Raw genomic sequence first — 20,666 nt, forward strand, 5'->3', positions numbered from 1 at the left:
TTAAACCCCCAATATCCAATCTTTCATTCTCAATCTCAAATCCTGTTCGGTGGCGACACCGTCTTGCAAGGCGGGACTGAAATCACTAAACCGAAAATTATCTGGTGCGAACGGATCAACACCAGCGGCAAGCAGTAAAGCGCCTCGAAAATCAGCAAATGAGTATTGGTGCGCTGCATCCGTGATTGCTGTAGTGGCGTCGATACTGCCGCGAATGGTCGGTGACGATTCAGGTATCGGACCACCGAATAAGTAGCAGCAATGACCTCGTACCCAGTGATCGCGACCGGCATTGCCGTTGATCCAAGGCGTGCGACCGAATTCGGTGGTGATGGCGATCATGGTGTTATCGAGGTTCAGAGTGCCAGACGGGTTGTTTACGGGATGATGAATTACATTCGCTAAATGATGCATCACGTTGTAAATATTGGTGTTTACCTCCAATAAATGATTGTTTCCGTGTGTGTCGTAGCTTCCACCAAGCCCAGAATCTACACAGCATACATACCGTGCAGGGCCGTCTTCGAGTAATGACGCGGCCGTTTCCAACATGGTTTTGATCGCTGGGGTATTGGATTCAAAAGTGCCGCCAATATCTGGGCAGGCGACGACTTCGTTGTTGTCAATCTGCAAAATACCGCCGGCGAACAACGACTGAAGAGCTGGAGCGTCACCGAGTAATTGCGCAGCGTTCCAGTAGCTGTTGAAGCCCGATGAGCGAACGGGGTCGCCGCTGCCTCGATAGCGCATGCGGTCTCGATACTCGTAGCGCAGAGCGCTTAGCAAATCATCTGACTCCGCTGAGATACCGGTTCTGGATAAGCTGTCATGAAAGCTATCATTACTCGAAAGTTGTATTACCAATGGTCTGGATGAGCCTGGGTGCGCGCCGGTGGCAGCAGCGTAATTTGCCGCTAGCGACCCTGAGCGGTGGAGCACATACGAGACTGGTAGATTTTGCGCAGGATTATTGATCATTGCGCGACGCTGGATCGCCGCACCGGTACCAGCCAGTCGGGGATTACCGAGGCGTAACCCAGTCATACAGAATGGACGGGCTGCTTCATGCGGCGCTAAATCATGGAATTGTGTGACCATGCGTGCGCGATTAAATATATCCGGTCGTCTGAAAATGGGCTTTGTTGGTGCGCCCCAATAGATATTGCCGCCACCCGATTGTGCCGCAAACAAGGTGGCATCCGTCGATGACACAGGGCTGTCTGGTGCTTCGCAGGGAAATTCCCCGCTTCGGCTATTCCAGGTCAGTGTGCTTAAATCCAAGGTTGTGGTAACACCAGCTGGCGCAAATGGCGCGCTGTCTGGCGCCCCCATATCATAGTCACTGTAGTTTGGTGTTGCACCATTGCCTGGTAGCCAGAACGCTTCCCACTGAGAGGCGCCACCGGTTAAGTGTATTTCGAGAATTTTGTATCCCTCGTGCGACTCACAGCTCCAACCGTCAACGGTTGTGTGAAGTGCACCCCAGTCGGTGCCTCCGCATTCGGCAGCCGCTGCTATACGTGGCTTGGTCAGTGAGGCGAGTCCTGCGCCGACCAGTATCGATTGTGCTGCCAATGCGCCGGAGGTCTGTAAAAATTTTCGTCTGTTAGAATTCATCCATTTTCTCCCCGATTGATCAAAGTGCGAGCGAAAAGGTCGCTCGATATCCAGCGAAACTGGGGAGTCACACCGTAATATGCCGGCCCTGGCGTTCGTTGAATCACTCCTTGATACGTCATTCACATCCAGTCTCGTATTGAGATAGTGGTCATTTGACAAATAATCTCTCAGTGGCTCGTGAGAATTTCTTTAGTTCGGATGTGAATAGGGGGCATGGCGAGTTCATCACAAGCTGTGTATAGTTGGCTTTTTTTAGCGTACAAAACAACCATTGAGTTGGAGGAATAATGTTCAACCACGTAATGATAGGCAGCAACGATGTCGAGCGCTCGAAGCGTTTTTACGACGCGGTACTGGGGTTCTTGGGTGCACCCGAAGGCATTCGGAATGTGGCCGCCACTGGGCATGTTCGATATTTTTATGTTCACAATGGCAATACCTTTGGCATCACCGAACCAATTGATGACCAAGCAGCGACTTGCGCTAACGGGGCAACGATTGGGTTTAAATGCAGTTCACCGGAGCAAGTGAAAGAGTTCCACGATGTCGCGGTGGCGAATGGCGGAACCTCGATAGAGGGTAAGCCAGGTCTACGTGAAAGCGCACAGGGTGCAATGCACTTGTCGTACGTGCGGGACCCAGATGGTCACAAGCTATGTGCTTTGTATCGCGTGAAGTAAGTGCTTTTTTCGGTTAGGCAGGCACAAAAAAGCCCCAATTAAGGGGCTTTATTTTTGGCTGATGGTACCGAGGGTCGGAATCGAACCGACACTCCCGTGAAGGAACCGGATTTTGAATCCGGCGCGTCTACCAGTTCCGCCACCCCGGCGTAACATCAGCGAGCGGGGATTATATATGTGTGTCGGTCGCGTTTTCAATGATTTTCGGCATAAATTTTTGTCCGTTAACCATCAGGCCTGAGATGTGCGATTCACGCCATTGTTTTGTTAATATCAACGCATTCTGATCTGAACTGGTCAGGCAAAAAAAACGCCGCTCTTAGAGGGCGGCGTTAAATTAACAAAAAGAAGAGAGAGTTATGAAAATAAATACTCATTTACATTTCATGATTCAAAGTATAGGCGTTTGTCTAAGTGTAGAATCCGCTGGTAACTAACAGTTAACTTAAAGCTCGTAAAAAGCGTGATGTGTGTGTTTTCTACAACAAATGTGGTGTGATAAATACCTAAAAATTGAATTTAATTATTAAAAACAGTTAGTTAGAGAAACTTTGTAGAGTGAGACTAGCATGCTGATATGGTCTTGTGAACCGAATATTCGTTAAAAATTGCATGAATCTGTCCGTTATTATTCCTACGTATAATCGCGCTGAAACGCTTGAGCGCGCAGTGGCGTCGGTGCTGGCGCAAGATTATCTTACGCGCGATTCCGAGGTTGAAATCATTGTGGTAGATGACGGATCCGATGATGGCACCGCCGAGTTCGTACGGTCTCGATTTCCTTGCGTACAATTACTACAACAGCCCAATCGTGGCGTGAGTGCGGCACGTAACCGGGGGCTAGACATTGCCTGCGGCGAGTGGATCGCGCTACTCGATTCCGATGACGAGTGGCTGCCACATAAACTGAGCACACAAATGAACGTGCTCGCAGACACCGGCTTGAGCGTCTGTCATACCGAAGAAATTTGGATTCGACATGGTCGGCGGATTAATCAAATGAACAAGCATCAGAAGCAGGGTGGATGGATATTTGAGCAGTGTTTGCCGTTGTGCGCGATGTCGCCGTCGTCAATCGTTATTCATCGAAGTGTATTCGAGACGGTGGGGCGATTCGATGAGAATCTACCCGCCTGTGAAGACTACGACTTGTGGTTGCGCGTCGCTGCCGGATTCGAGGTGGCGTATGTTGCGCAACCCTGTATTCGAAAATATGGAGGACATGAGGACCAATTATCACGGCAGTACTGGGGAATGGATCGCTTCCGCGTGATAGCATTGGAAAATTGCCTAAACCATCCTGAGATTGGTCCGAGCCTCACGGTCGAACAACGTCAGAAGACGCTGAAAACGTTAGTGAAAAAATTGAATATACTTTGTAATGGCGCGCGCAAACGCAATAATTTTGAGTTAGTCGAGGACTGCGAGTCCAAACTGGCGCGCTGGTGTCCAGAGCTGATATGAGATTCACACCGTTGATTACGATGTTGTTCGCACTGAGTTGCGAGGCACGGCCTTGGATAGACGCCCTTAAGCTCAACAAAGTACCGGTGCGTCCATACGACCTTTACACGAAGGATAATATTGAGGTGGTTATAACCGGTATCGGCAGTGAGTCGATGGCCACCGCGATTGGTTGGGTAGCGGGGCGCAACCCAGGTCCGAGAGTGTGGCTCAATGTTGGTACAGCAGGTCACGCAACGCGAGAATTAGGTGAGCTTCTACTGGTGCATGGTTGTGCCGCGTCGGAGAAAGGCCGGGCTCACTACCCGCCGCTGGTGGCGGCCTGGGATGGGGCGACTGATGCTGTATTGTGTGTCGATCATGTGTCGGATCACTATCCAGGTGGCGCGGCTGTGGACATGGAGTCGATGGCTTTTTTCAACGCCGCACTGCGTTTCAGCGACAGTGAGCTTGTGCAGTCGATCAAAGTGGTGTCTGACAATGAGCGTACTGGCGTTGAACACTTGAATCCAAAACGTATCACTGAGCTAATGCAGCCGCACGTGACTGCGGTGATGCACTTCGCATATAACCTTTTGTCCCTGATGCCTAACGCGTTTTCAGTGCCACAGGTGCTGCATATCGAATCTTTGCGAGCGAGTCACAGTGTCAAGCAGCAAATCCAGCGAGCGCTGCATCAACTTACCGTCTTGGGTATGGCGTCGGATTGCATTTCTGAGGCTGTGCGAGAACAGGCCTCAGCACGTGATGTGTTGACGGCTTTGCAAAAAATGGTCGACGACAGAGTACCTACTCTGGAGGTCGCCGATGGTTGATACGCTGTATATCGAACACGCAGTGCTGGATTTGGACACTACCGCGGCGGTTGTGTCTCGGTACCCTAAAGCGCGTCAGATTGTGATTGAACGGTATGGTGAGGTGTTCAATTCACACGCGCAAAATTTTCGCACACAGAAGCACAATCCATCGCTGATTCTGGCTGAAAAGAAAAATGCCAAGGTGATGCCAGCGCCTGATCAATACGAAACAGGCGGCGGTGCGCATTATTATTTCTCGCATATGTTGAACTGCGTGTACGACTGTCGATACTGTTTTTTGCAGGGTATGTTGCGCTCAGCAAACTATCTTTTATTCGTTAACTATCAAGAATTTATCGATGAAATTAGAAGTGTGGCTGAACGTCATATTGATGATGAAAAGCCGGTTTGGTTTTTCTCTGGCTACGATTGCGACAGTCTGGCCTATGAACCGGTAACCCGCTTCGCAGAAACGTTTGTTCCTGCGTTTGCGGGTATCCCCAATGCGGTACTAGAGTTGCGTACCAAAAGTACGCAAGTGCGCAGCTTGTTAGCGCGCGAACCAATCGACAACGTCGTGGTGGCGTATAGTTTGAGCCCTGAACCCATCGCAGCCGAGCTGGAGCTGGGTGCGCCGCCGTTGGTAAAGCGGTTAGACGCGTTAAAGAAATTACAGGATCATGGTTGGCGGATCGGCATTCGTTTCGACCCAGTGATATGGCATGCGGATTATGCCGAAACCTATGCGCAGGCGATTCAATCCGTGTTCGCCGTACTTGACCCCGAGCAAATAGACAGCGTGACATTAGGCGGTTTCCGTTTGCCTAAAGGATTTTACAAGACAATGCTGAAGTTGTATCCCGAGCATTGGCTGTTTAACGCTGGGCTCAGTGAGCAAGCCGGTTTAGTATCGTATAAACCCATATTGGAACGTCAGGTGCTCGATACGGTCGCAAACTTATGTCGCGCATTTATTGCCGCCGATAAATTATTTGTGTATTACGCCGATGAAGCACAACAAACTAAAGCCTGAGCTACCCAAGCGAGCGCTTGTGACGGGTGCCAGCACCGGCATCGGTTTGGCTGTCGCGCAAGGTCTGCATAAATCGGGTTACACAGTCGATGGTATTGCGCGTGGCAAACCAGCGCAGGTATCGGATTGGCTCACGATGCATCAGATTGATTTGTCGAAGATCAACACATTACCGGACAAACTGCGTGCCTTAAGCCTAGATCACAGCGTCTTGGTGTTAAATGCTGGGTATGGGCGTTTTGGTGGCTTGGAGCAATTTTCGTACTCGCAGATACAACATCTACTGGATACCAACCTCACGAGTAACGTGTTTTTGATCAAGCACTTTTTACCGCATTTGAAACGAGCCGGTGGTGGTGATGTTGTGATCATCGGCAGCGAGTCCGCATTGCAAGGTGGTCCGGCCGGTGCCGTTTATTGTGCCAGTAAATTTGCGCTGCGTGGATTGGCGCAGAGTTTACGCGCTGATTGTGCTGGCAATAATATTCGTGTGATGTTGATTAATCCGGGTCCGGTTGCAACCGAATTTTTCGCAGAAACGAGTTTTGAACCGAAGTCCGGTGAGGTCTATTCACTGACGGCAGAGCAGGTTGCAGAATCGGTGCTGCACGCGATCCAACAGCCACGTAATGTGGTGATCGAAGAAATCAACCTACAGCCAATGCACCGGAGTTTCCAGAAAAAATAGACTGTGGTAGTCTGATGCCTGCTATTCAAACGGGAATTTTAAACCGATCTGAGAGCGCACTGTGTCCATGATACGCATTACATCGCGACTGTGTTGCCAACGCATTAATGGGCTTTCCAGTAAGCCAGCGCGCAGGCACCGATTAACCTCGCGAATTTCATACTCGTAGCCGTTTACATCATGCGGCAGCTGGCACTCGGTTGGGTTATTTCTAGCTGTCGAGTGGTGGCCTTCACCCGGTTGGTAAAGTGTGGCGGATTCGGCCTGCCAGAACTGTGGAATGTGGATGCTGCCTTGGTCTCCTAATATCCAACAGTCCAGTGAGCTGGTGGCACGGGTGCCGCAATTAAGAGTTGCCACTATGCCATTGGGATAGTGCAGCACCATTCCGGTTGCTTCGTCCACGCCGGATTCACCCAATTGGGCAGCTGCCACGACCTTGTCTGGAGCTTGGTCGGTGACGATTTGTGCCACAGTAATCGGGTAAATGCCAAGGTCCAGCAGCGCGCCGCCGGCTAGTTCAGGTGCGTATAAACGATGCGCAGCATCAAACGGCACATTAATCCCAAAGCTGGCTTGAATAGCTCCGACGTTACCGATCTTGCCTTCAGATACCCATTCCGATACCTGTTTGTAGATCGGCATAAAACGGGTCCAGACAGCTTCCATATAGAACACATTGTGCTGTTCTGCCGCGGCAAACACCGCTTCGGCTTGGCTGAGATTAACGGTCAAGGGCTTTTCACATAAAACGGCTTTGCCAGCTTGTAAGCAGTCGAGCGTTTGTTCTGCGTGGTAGCGATGTGGCGACGCGATATAAATCACGTCCAGCTCAGGGTCGGCTATCATCTGGGCATAATCTTCAGCATACGTGGTGGCGTTGTGAGTTTGCTGGAATGCTCGCGCGCGTGCCGGATCTCGACTTGCGACGGTGTGTAACGCAGCGCCCTCAACGTGAGCGAGCGCAGTAGCGAATTTGTGAGCGATGTTGCCCGGAGCGAGAATGCCCCATTTAATAGTTTTCACGATCGTTTGCTGAGATTCGGTTGACTAACGGTTATAGATGGTCGCTATTTCTTTAAGCTGACGTAAAACGTAATGTCGGCGCTAAACACCAGGGTCTGCGCTTCGTCATAGACTTTGACGGGCACCACGATATCACCAGGCTGGATATTCTCGGCTTGTAGCTCGGTAATCCCACGGATGGTGCCGGTAGCTTTTGCATGGTACACAACCGTCATGCCGCGCGGTATCCAGCGCATGTTCCCGGGCACCAAGCTGTCCAGGGCCATGCCACCAGTCATTTCCGCCAAAGAACATAGCGCGCCAGCATTGATGGTGCCCAGGTGATTGCGCACACTGCGTCGGTCACGCATTTTGACTTCACAATACCCCTTGCGCAGATTAACCACATAGGGGTGAATCTTGGCAAAAAACGGTGCGGAGAACCCGACTGCTTTACTGAATAAGTAGTTGCCAGCGGGGAGTCGACTGAGTTGTTGATATCGTTTGAGAATGGAAGACATAACAAGGTGAGAACACAACCAAAAATTTGATTATTAGTCATGCTGTTCTCAAGCTCAAGTATATTCGCTATGATCGCGGCGTGATCATCGTAACCTCTATCTCGCCACGAACGCGGGCGCTGCAACCGACTGCCTATACGTTGGCAGGCCAAACAGTGGTGTTTGATCAGGCGGTCACAGCTTTGAGCGAGTATGCATCTCCGGCGTACGTGCCAAAGCAGTCTGAGTATCCGGCGCTACAGCCTGAGCTCGCTGCTACCGTAGACGAAGTATATCGAGGTCCGGCGCCGATTGATGGTCGATTGCGTGAGGTCACCGTTTGGCAGACCGCCGTCGGCGTGCAGATTGATGTCGATGCGCAGCCTGTCTGTCAGCTCGACATCGACCAGGCAGCGATACATTTACTGTGTTCAGACGGTTTGGGTTCACGTGTTAATCTCGAGGTGATCACTGGACCGGCTCTGATTTTGTTGCTGCAACGGCGAAGTATTTATTGTTTGCATGCTGGTGCGGTGCACAGCAGGGCAGGCGTTATTGCTATGGTGGCAGAGTCAGGCGCGGGGAAATCTACCTTGAGTGCTCATGACGCAGAAGACTGGCGGCAGGTAAGCGATGATTTACTGCCGGTCAGACTGTCGGGGGACGGTGACTCCAGCGAAGTCAGTTTGTTACCGGACTACCCTCAGCTCAAATTGCCGAATGCGCGTGTGGCTTGGCTGCCTTCTCAAGCGTTTGCTTTAGACTATCTGGTTAGAATTAATCCTCAACCCGCGGAGGTGTTCGAGTGTCGTCGTTTGCCGCTGCAAAGCGCAATGTTACAGTTAATTCGCCATACTGTGGCCGCCAAATTATTCGACGCGAGCAGTCTGGCGGCGCATGCTGAATTCGCCAAGCGGTTTTGTCAATGTGTGCCGGCTTTTGAGATTGCTTACCCCAGAGCGTTGGATCAGCTGCCTGATCTTAGGCAGCAACTCGTGGACGCGTTGCTCACGACGTAACGCGCTTCAATCCACGCCAGAGGCGTTTAAGATAGCCTAAGGTCGCCGACGAAGTTTGCATTTGCGTGCGAACGTAAGATGGTGAGGGTAAAAACGTCTCGCGCAATAACCCCATTCTTTGCCGCAGACTTGGCATGCATCGCAGGTCAGTGAGAAAGTAACGCCATTCAGGGAGGTCGCGCCGAGTAAATACAGCGCTAGGTTCCTCAGCAGCGCCAGAGAGCGAGTCGAGCACCGTGTTCGGTAGCTGGGTTCCTAATAACCCGGCGCAGGCTTGCAGTGCGTCTAGCGTGACAGCGCAGAGTGATTTTTGGCGTGCCTTATTGATTAGAGTTTCCCAATCATATTGGTCGAGTGTGGCACTCAATAAATGGATGTCATACAGCCAGGCAAGGCGTTCTTCCCGTGCGTGGTGCCCCAGTCTGTGCAGACAGGCGATCAGTAAACTGTCGACGTTGCTGGGTGCTGCCAAGTGCGCATCAATAGTCTGACGCTCCGGCCATAAATCTTCCACGGTATAAGCCTGGCTAAGGCATTGTCGATTGTTGATTCGCCAGTGCAGGTCGATGTGAATCTGACTCTGGCCAGGCAGCGACTTGCTGTAGAGTGATTGATACGAGACGTAACGACCTTCAATCGCAAAGTGCTTTGCAAAGCCTTGCTCGGTGAGAATTTGGTGCGCAAGCGCGCGTGCGTCGGGATTGATCAGACAATCCGCATCAGAGCGAGGGCGGTACCAGGGCTGTGGATACACCGTATGCGCTAGGGCTGTGCCTTTAAATAAAATGATGTTGCCCAAACCTGCGGCACGGCAGGCCGAAAAGAGGTTTCGCAATTCCTGTTGTTTAAGTGTTTCGGTCGCAGCTAGCATGGCACGCCGTTGCTGACAGGCGGTTGCCAAATCCACGCTCAATGTGCTCTTCGCATCTGCCAGTAGAGTGATGCCATGGTAATCGAGGCGTTCAAGTTTGGCTTGTGGCGAACGGCGTCGCCAGTCAGCGGCAAATTCCGCTGAGTGGTTCGATTTAATCGCGGAATAATCACAGATTAAGCTGGCCAGATACTGCAGCTCAACTTGTGTATCTTGCTTGGTGCGCGAATTATCCATCGTCCTTGGAACGTTCTACAATCAGCGCATTGGCGAGCAGATCTGTGCGTAACTCTGCCAAATCGGTCGACACGAGCGCGAGGGTTTGCTCATATTCATCGGCAATCTGGCGGACACTGTCCGCGTCGCTCGTTCCGCTGTTGAGGAGGGATAGGTAGCGTGCGCCAACGGCGTTGAGACCATAGTAGCTGCCCGATGAAACATCCAGTAGTACGGCCTCGTCATCAAGTTCGGTAAGTAAGATATTGTCGCCTAATCGGTAGTGCATGGGAATAATTATCAAATTCAGTGAAAGCCAACGCGCTAAGGGCTTATTTTAAGGGGTTTTTACCGTGCTTGCTTTGCAGTTTTGCATTGATTCCGATAGAATCGCGCTTCGCTGCAATCTGGGCAAACCCTTTTGTGGTGAGAAAACGAGGATATTTGCTGGCGACGTTGTTGTCTGTGATAGAAAAGATATCCACTCTCCTTGTTTCACTGGCTCAGGTTCAACTCGAGTTGAGCACATACCAGGAAACTTTTTAACCGTGAGGAGCTCAAATGAGACATTACGAAATCGTGTATCTGGTTCATCCAGATCAAAGCGAGCAGGTCACCGCAATGGCCGATCGCTACAAAGGCGTTATTGAGCAGGGCGGTGGCACCGTTCATCGCTACGAAGACTGGGGTCGCCGCCAGTTAGCTTATCCGATCAACAAGATCCATAAAGCACACTACATTTTGATGAACGTTGAGGTTTCTCAAGAAACCCTAGCGGAAATCGAGAATCTTTTCCGTTTTAACGACGCAATCATCCGCAGCTTGGTGCTGAAGATGAAAGACGCAGAAACTGAACCATCTGTGATGATGAAAGAAGTTGAAGCTGAACGTCAACGTGACGAAGAGCGTGAGGCCGCGCGTGTTGCTGCCGCAGAGGAAGCTGCTGCAGAAGAAGCCGCTAAAGCGAAAGCAGAATCAGACAAAGCGGAAGAAAGCGCTGAGTCGACAGAAACTGAGGAGGCATAATCATGAAACGCAATGCACCTAAGAAAAGACGTCAAGGTTTTCGTCAAATGCGTCGTCGCTTTTGCCGCTTCACGGCAGAAGGCGTTACGCATATTGATTATAAAGATCTGGCTACCCTGAAGTCATTTGTTTCTGAGTCTGGAAAGATCATTCCGAGTCGTAACACTGGCACGGCTGCACGCTTCCAGCGTCAGTTGGCAAGTGCGATCAAGAATGCGCGTTACCTGGCTCTTTTGCCATACACTGACGGACATCGATAGGAGGTTGTCATGCAAGTAATCCTATTGGAAAAAATTGTTAATCTTGGCAACCTCGGTGACATGGTCACGGTGAAGCCTGGTTACGCGCGCAACTATCTGGTGCCACAAGGTTTGGCGACAGTGGCGACTGCTGAAAATATCAAACTGTTCGAAGAGCGCCGTCTGGAGCTTGAGAAAGCATCGGCTGACAAGCTGCAAGCCGCTCAAGGTCGTGCCAAAGAACTGGAAGGTCAGTCGGTTGAAATCGCTGGTCGAGCGAGTGATGAAGGCAAGCTATTTGGTTCGGTTGGCGTAATTGAGATTGCGGACGCGTTCTCGGCTAAAGGCCTGGATTTGAACAAATCTGAAATTCAATTGCCAGAAGGTCCGATCAAAACGGTTGGTGAATATGAGGTTGCGGTTTCCGTACACCCTGAGGTTCACTTTGAAGTGACCGTTGTGGTTGTGCCTGAATAAGCAGGGCTCACGCTTTCTGTTTTAAAAAATCCTCGCTACTGCGGGGATTTTTTTTGTTCATTAGGTTTGTTGGATTCCATCAATGTGGAATACATCTGAGAATTAAATTAGCGTAGGTCCAGCCACAAAATTGGCGCAGTGTGCTAAAGTCTTCTACCCCAAACGCAAGCCATTTCTACCGTTAACCGAACCGCATTTCTGATTATGGCGAACACCACAAAAGAAGAAGATATTTTGCGCTTGCCGCCGCAGGCAATCGAGGCTGAGCAATCGATCCTTGGATCAATGATGCTCGACAATCGTGTGATTGATGAAATCAGTTCCGAGCTGGAGGCCCGCGATTTTTACCGCAATGATCATCAGATTATCTTTAACGAGATCGTGCGCCTGGACGAGCGTGGTGAAGCTGCGGATGTGGTGACGGTATCGGAATCATTGACGCATCTGGGTGAAATCGACCAAGTTGGTGGTTTGGCTTACCTTGGCTCTCTGGCGAAAAATACGCCGAATACTGGCAATGCCAAATCCTATGCCAAAATCGTACGCGAGCGTGCAATTTTGCGGCGTCTGATTGAAAGCGCTAATGACATTATTAAACGGGCTTACCAGCCGGACGGCCGGACACCCGAAGAAGTATTGGATTTTGCGGAATCCATTATCTTTGAAATTGCCAAGAACAATAATCAGGCAAAAGCCGGGTTTCAACGTATTGACGCACTGTTGACCCAAGCGGTCGATAAGATCGAAGAGCTGTTCAACACCAAGCAAACCGTGACCGGTGTGCCAACCGGGTTTGTGGATCTAGATAAAAAGACCAGCGGTCTACAAGGTGGCGACTTGGTGATTGTGGCAGGACGTCCGTCGATGGGGAAAACCTCATTTTCGATGAACTTAGTCGAATACGCGGCAATCAATCAGAATCTGCCGGTCGCTGTTTTTAGTATGGAGATGCCTGGTACCCAACTGGCAGCGCGATTGCTGGCGTCATTGAGCCGCGTGAACTCTGGCAAGCTGCGTACCGGTCAGCTGGATACCGAAGATTGGCCAAAGCTGACATCCGCAGTCGGTATTCTGCAAGACAAGTTTATTTACATTGATGACACGCCAGCGCTGTCGCCACTTGAGGTGCGCACCCGTGCCCGACGGCTCGCAGCCGAACACGAACACGGTCTCGGCATGATCATGATCGATTACCTGCAGTTGATGCGCGGTAACGATACCGGCGGTGGTGAAAACCGTACCTTGGAAATCTCCAATATCACCCGGGCCCTCAAAGGTTTGGCGAAAGAGCTGGACTGTCCGATCATCGTGCTGTCTCAGCTAAATCGTAGTCTGGAGCAGCGGCCGAATAAACGGCCAGTGATGTCAGATCTGCGTGAATCTGGTGCGATCGAACAGGATGCTGACGTGATTATGTTTATTTACCGTCATGAGGTCTATGAGCCCGAAACTGATCAGAAAGGCTTGGCAGAAATCATCATCGGTAAACAGCGTAATGGCCCAATTGGTACCGTAAGACTTGCGTGGTTGGGTGAATTTACCCGATTTGAAAACTACGCGAATCCGAATTTTTCGGGCGACATGCACTAAGCCGAGTTCGTGTCTGTGGTCCAACAACAGTTTCGTGCCACCCATGTGGTGATCGATTCCCGCGCTTATCAACATAATTTAGCAGTGGTTCGCTCACTGGTGCCGAATAAGCGGGTCATGGCGATCATCAAATCTGACGGCTACGGGCATGGTATGCAACTCGCTGCGGATGCCTTAAACGACGCCGACGAGTTTGGGGTCACCTGCCAAGATGACGCAGAGCGCCTGCGCCGCCATGGTGTGAGCAAACCGTTGACACTGCTTTCTGGTCGTTATACTGCCCCGCAACTTAGCCAGTTTGGTGATCGACGATGGCGTCCGGTGGTGTACGACGACACCCAACTCACGGCATTTGATAATTTGTCTGCAGGTGCAGCGATTGATGTCTGGATTAAAATTGATACCGGCATGGGGCGGTTGGGGTTTTATCCGCACGATCTGGCTGACGTTTACCAACGTCTGCGTTCCAATCCTCGGGTTGGATCCATTAGTCTAATGACGCACCTTGCCAATGCTGACTATCCGGAGCATCCGAGTAACCGATACCAAATAGCGCGTTTTAAGGAGTCACTGTCGCAATTTGATTTCGCCGAGGCAAGTATTCTGAATTCAGCCGGCACACTAGGGTTCAGTGACTCAGCTTTTGATATTGTTCGAACTGGTTTGGTGTTGTACGGCATCGCGCCACAGGCCAGAGGCCACGCCACGGCGCTGCCTCTGAAACCTGTAATGCAGTTTCGCTCGCAATTGTTGTCTGTGCGCGCAATGTCAGCTGGTAGCCCAATAGGCTATGGGTCTACCTATACGTTAGAGTCTGATACGCGGGTTGGTATCATCGCTGCCGGTTACGGTGATGGGTATCCGCGACACGCACCGACTGGCACACCCGTATACGTTAACGGGTATACGGTGCCATTGATCGGACGCGTGTCGATGGATCTGATTACCGTCGATCTCGGCACTGTTGATGCTCGAGTTGGGGATGCTGTGGTACTTTGGGGAGCGGAAAATCCAGTTGAACTGGTTGCGGAGAAGGCCGGTACGATTGCTTACGAATTGACCTGTGGCATTACGCCGCGGGTTGAACGGTTAACTATCTGAAAAACGGAGTTGAGAGATGGCAAAAGCGAAAACCGTCTATGCGTGTACTTCCTGCGGAGCCCAGTTCCCTAAATGGACCGGGCAATGCCAGGACTGCGGGGATTGGAATACCTTGCAGGAAGAGCTCGGTATAGCTAAGTCCATCCCGTCTAGTAGTAACCCAAAAGCCGCTCGATTCGAAGGGTTTGCACCTAAAGCAGACGTGCAGAAATTACCCAGTGTGAGTACCCAAAGTGCGCCGCGTTCAGGGACCGGCCTCAAAGAGTTGGATCGTGTCCTAGGTGGTGGTCTGGTGCCTGGTTCGATTATTCTTCTGGGCGGAGACCCGGGAATTGGTAAATCGACCTTGATTCTGCAAAGTTTGGCGCTGCTGAGTGAGCATAAGAGCACGCTCTATGTCACCGGTGAAGAGTCCGCTGAACAGGTCGCGCTAAGAGCACAACGGCTCGGTGTACAAGATGCTGACCTGGCATTGCTGGCGGATAATCAACTTGAGAGTATTCTGGATGTTGCAATTGCCCATAAGCCTGATGTTCTGGTGGTGGACTCAATTCAGACTTTGTATACCGACACCTTGCAATCGGCGCCAGGCAGTGTGGCCCAGGTACGCGAAACCGCGAGTCGGCTAGTGCGGTATGGAAAACAAACCAAGACGATTGTGATCCTTGTTGGCCATGTCACCAAAGAAGGGGCGTTGGCTGGACCTCGCGTGCTCGAGCATATGGTGGACACCGTTCTCTACTTTGAAGGTGAACAAAACAGCACTTTTCGTTTGATTCGTGCGATCAAAAATCGCTTCGGTGCGGTGAATGAGATCGGCGTGTTCGCGATGACTGATGCCGGGCTCAAGGAGGTTACAAACCCATCCGCTATGTTTATCAAGCGTACTCAAGACGATGCGACAGGTAGTGTCGTATTGGTCTCGCAGGAAGGCACGCGACCCCTGTTGGTGGAAGTGCAAGCCTTAGTAGATCAGAGTTCGCTGGCAAATCCGCGTCGCGTGACGGTGGGATTAGATAATCAACGTTTGTCGATGCTGTTGGCGGTCGTCAATCGCCATGCTGGGTTTTCACTGTATGACCAGGATGTTTTCGTTAATGTAATTGGTGGCGTCAAAGTGCACGAACCTGCAGCGGATCTTGCGATACTGTTAGCCGTGCTATCAAGTTTTCGCAATCGCGGGTTACCACCGGGCTTAGCGGTGTTCGGTGAGATCGGCTTGACGGGTGAGGTACGCCCGGTACAGCGTGGCTTGGATCGGATTAAAGAGGTTGAAAAACTCGGGTTTACACGCCTGATCATGCCACAGGGCAACAAATCCGGCATAAAATCGAGTAAATTAGACATAGTTACAGTTAACAACCTTGAACAAGCGGTGCGCTATGCGTTTGATTATTAAACTGGTTATTCTCATACTTTGGTGTGCTGGTTCAGCACAGGCACGGGCACAAGTACATTCAGTCAAAGCTATCGCATTGTTTGAAGGCCGCGCGATGTTGTCGGTGAATAGCGGTAAACCTAAAATCGTGCACGCTGGTAAGGCGCATAAAGGCGTTAAATTAGTTAGTTCGAACACCTCAGAGGCTGTCATTGATATCGACGGTCAATCGCAAACACTGACGCTCAACAGCACCACGACGTTAGATTATGCAATGGGCGGCAAGCCATCGAGTAACCTGTCGAACAGCGTTACTTTGTATGTGGATGGGCGTGGTTTTTTTGAAACAGACGCTAAGGTCAATGGCCGGCCACTCCGCTTTTTGGTCGACACTGGTGCAAACCTGGTGGTCTTGAGCAGCGAGCAAGCAAACCGGATTGGTTTGGAATATAAATCTGGTAAACGAACCTATGCCAGCACTGCGTCTGGAACCGCTCCAATGTATCATTTTGAAATCGATCAGATCAGTATTGGTGGGATCAATCTTTACAATATCGGCGCCGGTGTCATTGAGGGGGCGTATCCGCAGCAGCCATTGCTGGGTATGACATTCTTGGGGCGGTTGGATATGAATCGCTCTGGCAACACCATGACGCTTAAACGCCGTTGAAGCATGGACCACAAAAAAAGCCGCATGGACTCGACTCCACGCGGCCTGTTTTTTTGTAAGCTGATCGCCGATCGGCTCGCAGCATACTGATCAATCGAAGGCATTCACAGAGCCACACGCCCTTAGGGGCAATGTTATCGACTGATGCGGTTCCCGGTAAGGAAACTTAAGTATAGGGATGCTTGTGCTACGATGCCTCACCCGAACGGGTGATTTTTTCTAGTTCTAGGCGATGTTTAATAATTACAATGACTTATCATGCTCAATCACGGCAAAAGCGCTGTGGTTGTGAATGGATTCAAAATTTTCGGCGTGTACGTAGTAACGCAAAATTCGGTCATTCTGATCAAATTCGTGCGCGACATCACGGACAACATCTTCAACAAACTTGGGGTTGTTGTACGCACGTTCAGTGATGTATTTTTCGTCTGGCCGTTTAAGAATGGCAAAAAGTTCCGCGCTTGCCTGTGCTTCAACACTTTGAATCAACTCGTCGAGCCAAAGTTTACTGCCGCAATTGACGCCAACTGTGATATGCGAGCGTTGATTGTGCGCGCCGTATTCTGAAATTTTCTTCGAGCAGGGGCATAGGCTTTTCACTGGAATCGTGACTTCCAGTGTCGAGTCGATATGCCCTTGTTCAATTTGGCCGACCAGATTAACTTGATAGTCCATCAAGCTCTTAACCCCAGAGACTGGGGCTGTCTTCTCGATAAAGTAGGGGAATTGCATTTCAATGTAACCCGACTCTGCCTCTAGCTTTTTCACCATGTCAGACAGCATGCTGTGGAACCCTTTGGCTGAGATACGGGTTTCTTTGCTGTTCAGCATCTCGATAAAGCGCGACATGTGTGTGCCTTTCTGATCATGCGGCAGGCTTACCGACATTGAAAACGTCGCGATCGACGCCGAGGTGGTGCCGTCTTTGTTCACCACCACGATCGGGTGCTGAATGTCCTTGATTCCGACGCGATTAATCGGGATTTGGCGCGTATCAAGGCTGCCTTGTACGTCCTCCATGCCATCGTTAGCTGGCTTGGCGTGAGGTGAATTTTGTTTCGAAGTCATAGTTACGGTGTACTACCAAAAGTACTGAATGCTGATCTGGTTATACTGTGCTTAGGTTGAATCAAACAGAGGATGTCTGCTGTTCTTGCTTGGCTTGAAATAGGGCTTGGTAAAATGGCGAAGCAGTGATCGACTTTTCGATTCCAGCCACGTCGAGGCCGCATTGTGCTAGTTGCGATGCCTGTGTGCCATGTTCTATATATCGGTCTGGGATACCTAAATTCAAGACAGGGATGGACAGTGAAGCGGTGGCAAGGTACTCATTGACTGCCGATCCGGCGCCGCCGGCAACCACGTTTTCTTCGACGGTAACAAACATGCCGACCTGACTGGCAAGTTCACGCAACAACGCCTCATCAATGGGTTTAACAAAGCGCATGTTCACCACTGTGGCATTGAGTCGTTCAGCAACTTCAAGCGCTTCGCTTAGCAAAGTACCAAAACTCAATATGGCGATGTCCTGGCCCCGTCGCACGACATCTGCCGTGCCGATGGGAATGTCTTGCATCTCTTTACGTTCAACGGCGCCAGTGCCGCTACCGCGAGGGTAGCGCACCGCAGTGAGTCCAACATGTGTATACGCGCTGTACAACATGTCTCGGCACTCGGCTTCGTCGCTTGGTGCATAAATCACGCAATCTGGCACACAGCGCAAAAAACTGTAATCGAATACACCAGCGTGTGTGGCGCCATCGGCGCCGACTAATCCGGCGCGGTCTATTGCCAGCATCACATCAAGGTCTTGCACGCTGATGTCGTGGATCAGCTGATCATACGCGCGTTGTAAAAAGGTGGAGTAGATCGCAACCACAGGCTTTTGTCCGTCACAGGCCATGCCAGCAGCGAAGGTGAGGGCATGTTGCTCTGCGATCGCAACGTCGAAGTAACGTTCTGGGTATTCTTCTGAAAAACGAACCAGGCCCGAACCCTCTCGCATGGCGGGCGTGATGCCAATCAACTTGTCATCCTGTGCCGCCATATCACACAGCCAATCGCTAAATACGTCGGTGTAAGTTCTGCTTTTGACTTTCTTGCCAAATTCACCGGTCGTCGGATTGAACGGCGAGACACCATGGTATTTGATAGGCGCATGTTCGGCTGGCTCAAAGCCTTTGCCTTTTTTGGTCACAATATGCAGGAATCGTGGGCCATCGATGTCTTTTAGATTCCGTAAGGTGGTGACTAGGGTCTCAATATCATGGCCGTCGATCGGCCCTGCGTAGTAGAAACCCATTTCTTCGAAAAACGTGCTCGGCAGGATCATGCCTTTAATATGTTCTTCCCAGCGACGAGCATAGTCTCGCACTGGTGGAATACCGCTCAAGGCTTTCTTGGTGCCTCTGCGTACCGAGCTGATGGTCGGGCCGGTCATGAGCTTGGTCAGATAGTTCTTTAGGGCGCCGACATTGGGTGAAATCGACATGTCATTATCGTTCAGAATCACCAACACGTTGGCGTCCATGTCGCCGGCATTATTCAGCGCCTCAAACGCCATGCCCGCGGTGAGTGCCCCATCACCGATGATAGCGACAACATCGCGATCCAGACCTTGCTGAGCAGCGGCGACCGCCATGCCGAGTGCCGCGCTGATCGAGGTGCTGGAGTGTCCCGCTCCAAAGGTGTCGTACTCGCTCTCACTGCGCTTTAAAAAGCCCGATAAACCGCCTTCCTGGCGAATGGTATGCAGTTGATCCCGTCGACCAGTCAGTATTTTGTGTGGATAGGCTTGGTGACCAATGTCCCAAACAATACGATCATCGGGTGTATTAAACACATAGTGCAAGGCTGTGGTGAGTTCTACCGTCCCCAGTCCAGCCGCCAAGTGCCCACCGATTTTGGCAACCGTGTCGATCAAGAAACCGCGGGTTTCATCACACACCTGCTGCAATTGATCTTCGTCGCAGGCACGTAAATCGCTCGGTGAGTCGAGCGTCATTAAAAGAGGGTATTTAGCAGTATCAGTCACGGAAGATGTTTTCGGTAAACTTGTCGGAACAAGCAGTGTTAATTTCGTGGATGCGTCAATGGGTGCGTGTGACCACGCGTTCGGCGATGTCACTCAATAGCCTGACCCCAATTGGCGACTCGGTATTATCGCCGATCAGCTGCAGGCTTTCCATTGCATCGTGATAAAGTTTTTGTGCAAATTGTTTACTTTCAGTCAGTCCGAGCAGCTGGGGGAAGGTGACTTTTCCGGCCGCGGTATCTGATCCATTCGGTTTGCCCAGCTGTTCGGTGGTGCTCTCGATGTCCAGAATGTCGTCGATTACCTGAAAAGCCAGCCCCAAATTCGCAGCATACTTTTCCAATGCCGTTCGGACGCGCTCGTCCAAGGAGTCTGCGCATAACGCGCCGCCAATCACGGCTGCATTGATCAGGGCGCCGGTCTTACAGCGGTGCATGTTTTCGAGTTCAAGTTGATTTAGCTCTTGCTCGGTCGCTAAAATGTCGATCATTTGTCCGCCAACCATTCCGGCAGCGCCAGCACTGCGCGCCAGTAGTAAGGTGATTTGACGTGCTTGTTGATCACTGAGCTCGGACTCTGCCAATATTTCGAAAGCCAGCGTTTGCAATGCATCGCCAGCCAAGATCGCGGTGGCTTCATCAAATTGGATGTGACTGGTCGGTTGGCCTCGACGTAAATCATCGTCGTCCATGGCGGGTAGATCGTCATGAATCAGCGAATAAGCATGGACGCACTCGATTGCTGCAGCGACGGCGTCAAGCCGCTCAATCTTAGCGCTAGCTGCCGTACCGGCGGCATACACCAATATGGCTCGAATACGTTTGCCGCCGCTCAGCGTGGAATACTTCATCGCAGCACGCAGTCGGTCAGGAATGCCCGGCCTAGAGAGGTGTTCCGCAAGCACCGCTTCGATCCGGGCTTGCAAATCCGTGAGTTTGCTCATGCGGCGTACTTAGTCGTTGCCGGCTGTAAAGGGTTCGGTAGTAAATAAACCGTTGTTATCCTTTACCAGAATGTCGACTTTTTGTTCCGCATCGCGCAACACGCTGTGACAATGCTTCATCAACGCCACGCCGCGCTCAAAATCCTGTAATGACTGCTCTAAGTCCTGATCACCTCGCTCCATGCGGTCGACGATCGATTCCAGCTCCTGGTACGCTGTTTCGAAGCTGAGTTTTTGCAAGTCTTGATCGTTCATGATGTATGCATATATGCGGTCGAGTTATTGTCGCGGCGTAGTTTACCACCGCTTGGTCGA

At 51.1% G+C, this 20,666-nt stretch carries 22 protein-coding genes and 1 tRNA gene; 13 read left to right on the forward strand and 10 right to left on the reverse strand.

From position 1 onward, the window contains the following. Entirely contained in the window at positions 1–1,617 is a 1,617-nt protein-coding gene (locus IE055_RS04270; protein ID WP_189398739.1) for a DUF1501 domain-containing protein, read from the reverse strand. 290 nt (positions 1,618–1,907) lie between these two features. Between IE055_RS04270 and IE055_RS04275 the strand changes: the two genes are divergently transcribed. Continuing rightward, positions 1,908–2,300, forward strand: coding sequence for a VOC family protein (locus IE055_RS04275; RefSeq protein ID WP_189398740.1), 393 nt, complete (start codon positions 1,908–1,910; stop codon positions 2,298–2,300). A 62-nt stretch (positions 2,301–2,362) separates the two neighbouring features. On the opposite strand, the gene IE055_RS04280 is transcribed toward IE055_RS04275, so the two are convergent. Beyond that, positions 2,363–2,449 (reverse strand) — tRNA-Leu (locus tag IE055_RS04280). Positions 2,450–2,912: 463 nt separating this feature from the next. On the opposite strand from IE055_RS04280, the gene IE055_RS04285 reads away from it, so the two are divergent. From IE055_RS04285 to IE055_RS04300, 4 genes are read left to right on the forward strand one after another with little or no spacing between them, the layout of a single operon-like run. Next, the gene (locus IE055_RS04285; protein WP_189398741.1) at positions 2,913–3,764 is read left to right on the forward strand and encodes a glycosyltransferase family 2 protein; all 852 of its coding nucleotides are present in this window, start codon (positions 2,913–2,915) and stop codon (positions 3,762–3,764) included. Then, on the forward strand, positions 3,761–4,579 hold the full coding sequence (locus IE055_RS04290; protein ID WP_189398742.1) for a nucleoside phosphorylase-I family protein: 819 nt from the start codon (positions 3,761–3,763) through the stop codon (positions 4,577–4,579). The genes IE055_RS04285 and IE055_RS04290 overlap by 4 nt, the downstream gene beginning before the upstream one ends. Beyond that, on the forward strand, positions 4,572–5,594 hold the full coding sequence (locus tag IE055_RS04295; RefSeq protein WP_189398743.1) for an SPL family radical SAM protein: 1,023 nt from the start codon (positions 4,572–4,574) through the stop codon (positions 5,592–5,594). Before IE055_RS04290 ends, IE055_RS04295 begins: the two co-directional genes overlap by 8 nt. After that, positions 5,569–6,282, forward strand: coding sequence for an SDR family oxidoreductase (locus tag IE055_RS04300; protein WP_189398744.1), 714 nt, complete (start codon positions 5,569–5,571; stop codon positions 6,280–6,282). The genes IE055_RS04295 and IE055_RS04300 overlap by 26 nt, the downstream gene beginning before the upstream one ends. A 21-nt stretch (positions 6,283–6,303) precedes the next feature. Here IE055_RS04300 and IE055_RS04305 read toward each other — a convergent pair whose 3' ends face one another. Together IE055_RS04305 and IE055_RS04310 are read right to left on the reverse strand one after the other, a co-directional pair. Further along, positions 6,304–7,308, reverse strand: a complete 1,005-nt coding sequence (locus IE055_RS04305; protein WP_189398745.1) for a Gfo/Idh/MocA family protein — start codon at positions 7,306–7,308, stop codon at positions 6,304–6,306. Positions 7,309–7,352: 44 nt separating this feature from the next. Continuing rightward, a complete protein-coding gene (locus tag IE055_RS04310) occupies positions 7,353–7,808 on the reverse strand; it encodes a hotdog fold domain-containing protein (RefSeq protein ID WP_189398746.1) in 456 nt (151 codons plus the stop codon). 80 nt (positions 7,809–7,888) lie between these two features. On the opposite strand from IE055_RS04310, the gene IE055_RS04315 reads away from it, so the two are divergent. After that, a complete protein-coding gene (locus IE055_RS04315) occupies positions 7,889–8,806 on the forward strand; it encodes a hypothetical protein (RefSeq protein WP_189398747.1) in 918 nt (305 codons plus the stop codon). Here IE055_RS04315 and IE055_RS04320 read toward each other — a convergent pair. Both IE055_RS04320 and IE055_RS04325 read right to left on the reverse strand, forming a co-directional pair. After that, positions 8,796–9,914 (reverse strand): nucleotidyltransferase family protein, encoded by a 1,119-nt coding sequence (locus IE055_RS04320; protein ID WP_189398748.1) that lies wholly within the window; start codon positions 9,912–9,914, stop codon positions 8,796–8,798. The genes IE055_RS04315 and IE055_RS04320 overlap by 11 nt on opposite strands. Continuing rightward, on the reverse strand, positions 9,907–10,182 hold the full coding sequence (locus IE055_RS04325; protein WP_189398749.1) for a PqqD family protein: 276 nt from the start codon (positions 10,180–10,182) through the stop codon (positions 9,907–9,909). The genes IE055_RS04320 and IE055_RS04325 overlap by 8 nt, the downstream gene beginning before the upstream one ends. Positions 10,183–10,454: 272 nt before the next feature. Here IE055_RS04325 and rpsF point away from each other — a divergent pair, with 272 nt between their 5' ends. The 7 genes from rpsF to IE055_RS04360 all read left to right on the forward strand — a co-directional run bounded on the left by rpsF (position 10,455) and on the right by IE055_RS04360 (position 16,374). Continuing rightward, positions 10,455–10,919: a 30S ribosomal protein S6 gene (gene rpsF, locus IE055_RS04330; RefSeq protein ID WP_189398750.1), complete on the forward strand. Its 465-nt coding sequence runs from the start codon at positions 10,455–10,457 to the stop codon at positions 10,917–10,919. Between the two features lie 47 nt (positions 10,920–10,966). Beyond that, positions 10,967–11,179, forward strand: coding sequence for a 30S ribosomal protein S18 (gene rpsR, locus IE055_RS04335; protein WP_373299168.1), 213 nt, complete (start codon positions 10,967–10,969; stop codon positions 11,177–11,179). 9 nt (positions 11,180–11,188) lie between these two features. Continuing rightward, positions 11,189–11,635 (forward strand): 50S ribosomal protein L9, encoded by a 447-nt coding sequence (gene rplI / locus IE055_RS04340; protein WP_189398752.1) that lies wholly within the window; start codon positions 11,189–11,191, stop codon positions 11,633–11,635. Positions 11,636–11,839: 204 nt separating this feature from the next. Beyond that, a complete protein-coding gene (gene dnaB / locus IE055_RS04345; protein ID WP_189398753.1) occupies positions 11,840–13,225 on the forward strand; it encodes a replicative DNA helicase in 1,386 nt (461 codons plus the stop codon). 15 nt (positions 13,226–13,240) lie between these two features. Then, the gene (gene alr / locus IE055_RS04350) at positions 13,241–14,326 is read left to right on the forward strand and encodes an alanine racemase (RefSeq protein ID WP_189398754.1); all 1,086 of its coding nucleotides are present in this window, start codon (positions 13,241–13,243) and stop codon (positions 14,324–14,326) included. Positions 14,327–14,342: 16 nt separating this feature from the next. Next, positions 14,343–15,725 (forward strand): DNA repair protein RadA, encoded by a 1,383-nt coding sequence (radA, locus tag IE055_RS04355; protein WP_189398755.1) that lies wholly within the window; start codon positions 14,343–14,345, stop codon positions 15,723–15,725. Further along, on the forward strand, positions 15,709–16,374 hold the full coding sequence (locus IE055_RS04360; RefSeq protein ID WP_189398756.1) for a retropepsin-like aspartic protease family protein: 666 nt from the start codon (positions 15,709–15,711) through the stop codon (positions 16,372–16,374). The genes radA and IE055_RS04360 overlap by 17 nt, the downstream gene beginning before the upstream one ends. A gap of 243 nt (positions 16,375–16,617) precedes the next feature. Here IE055_RS04360 and folE2 read toward each other — a convergent pair whose 3' ends face one another. From folE2 to IE055_RS04380, 4 genes are all read right to left on the reverse strand, one after another. Continuing rightward, entirely contained in the window at positions 16,618–17,442 is an 825-nt protein-coding gene (gene folE2, locus IE055_RS04365) for a GTP cyclohydrolase FolE2 (protein ID WP_229794129.1), read from the reverse strand. Positions 17,443–17,503: 61 nt separating this feature from the next. Then, positions 17,504–19,408 carry a 1-deoxy-D-xylulose-5-phosphate synthase gene (gene dxs / locus IE055_RS04370; RefSeq protein ID WP_189398757.1) on the reverse strand — a complete coding sequence of 635 codons (1,905 nt, stop codon included), beginning with the start codon at positions 19,406–19,408 and terminating at the stop codon, positions 17,504–17,506. Positions 19,409–19,463: 55 nt separating this feature from the next. After that, the gene (locus tag IE055_RS04375) at positions 19,464–20,351 is read right to left on the reverse strand and encodes a polyprenyl synthetase family protein (RefSeq protein WP_189398758.1); all 888 of its coding nucleotides are present in this window, start codon (positions 20,349–20,351) and stop codon (positions 19,464–19,466) included. A gap of 9 nt (positions 20,352–20,360) precedes the next feature. Next, positions 20,361–20,606: an exodeoxyribonuclease VII small subunit gene (locus IE055_RS04380; protein ID WP_189398759.1), complete on the reverse strand. Its 246-nt coding sequence runs from the start codon at positions 20,604–20,606 to the stop codon at positions 20,361–20,363. Positions 20,607–20,666 lie beyond the last annotated feature (60 nt).

The sequence above is a fragment of the Arenicella chitinivorans genome (assembly GCF_014651515.1).
GTDB classification, from domain to species: Bacteria; Pseudomonadota; Gammaproteobacteria; order Arenicellales; family Arenicellaceae; genus Arenicella; species Arenicella chitinivorans.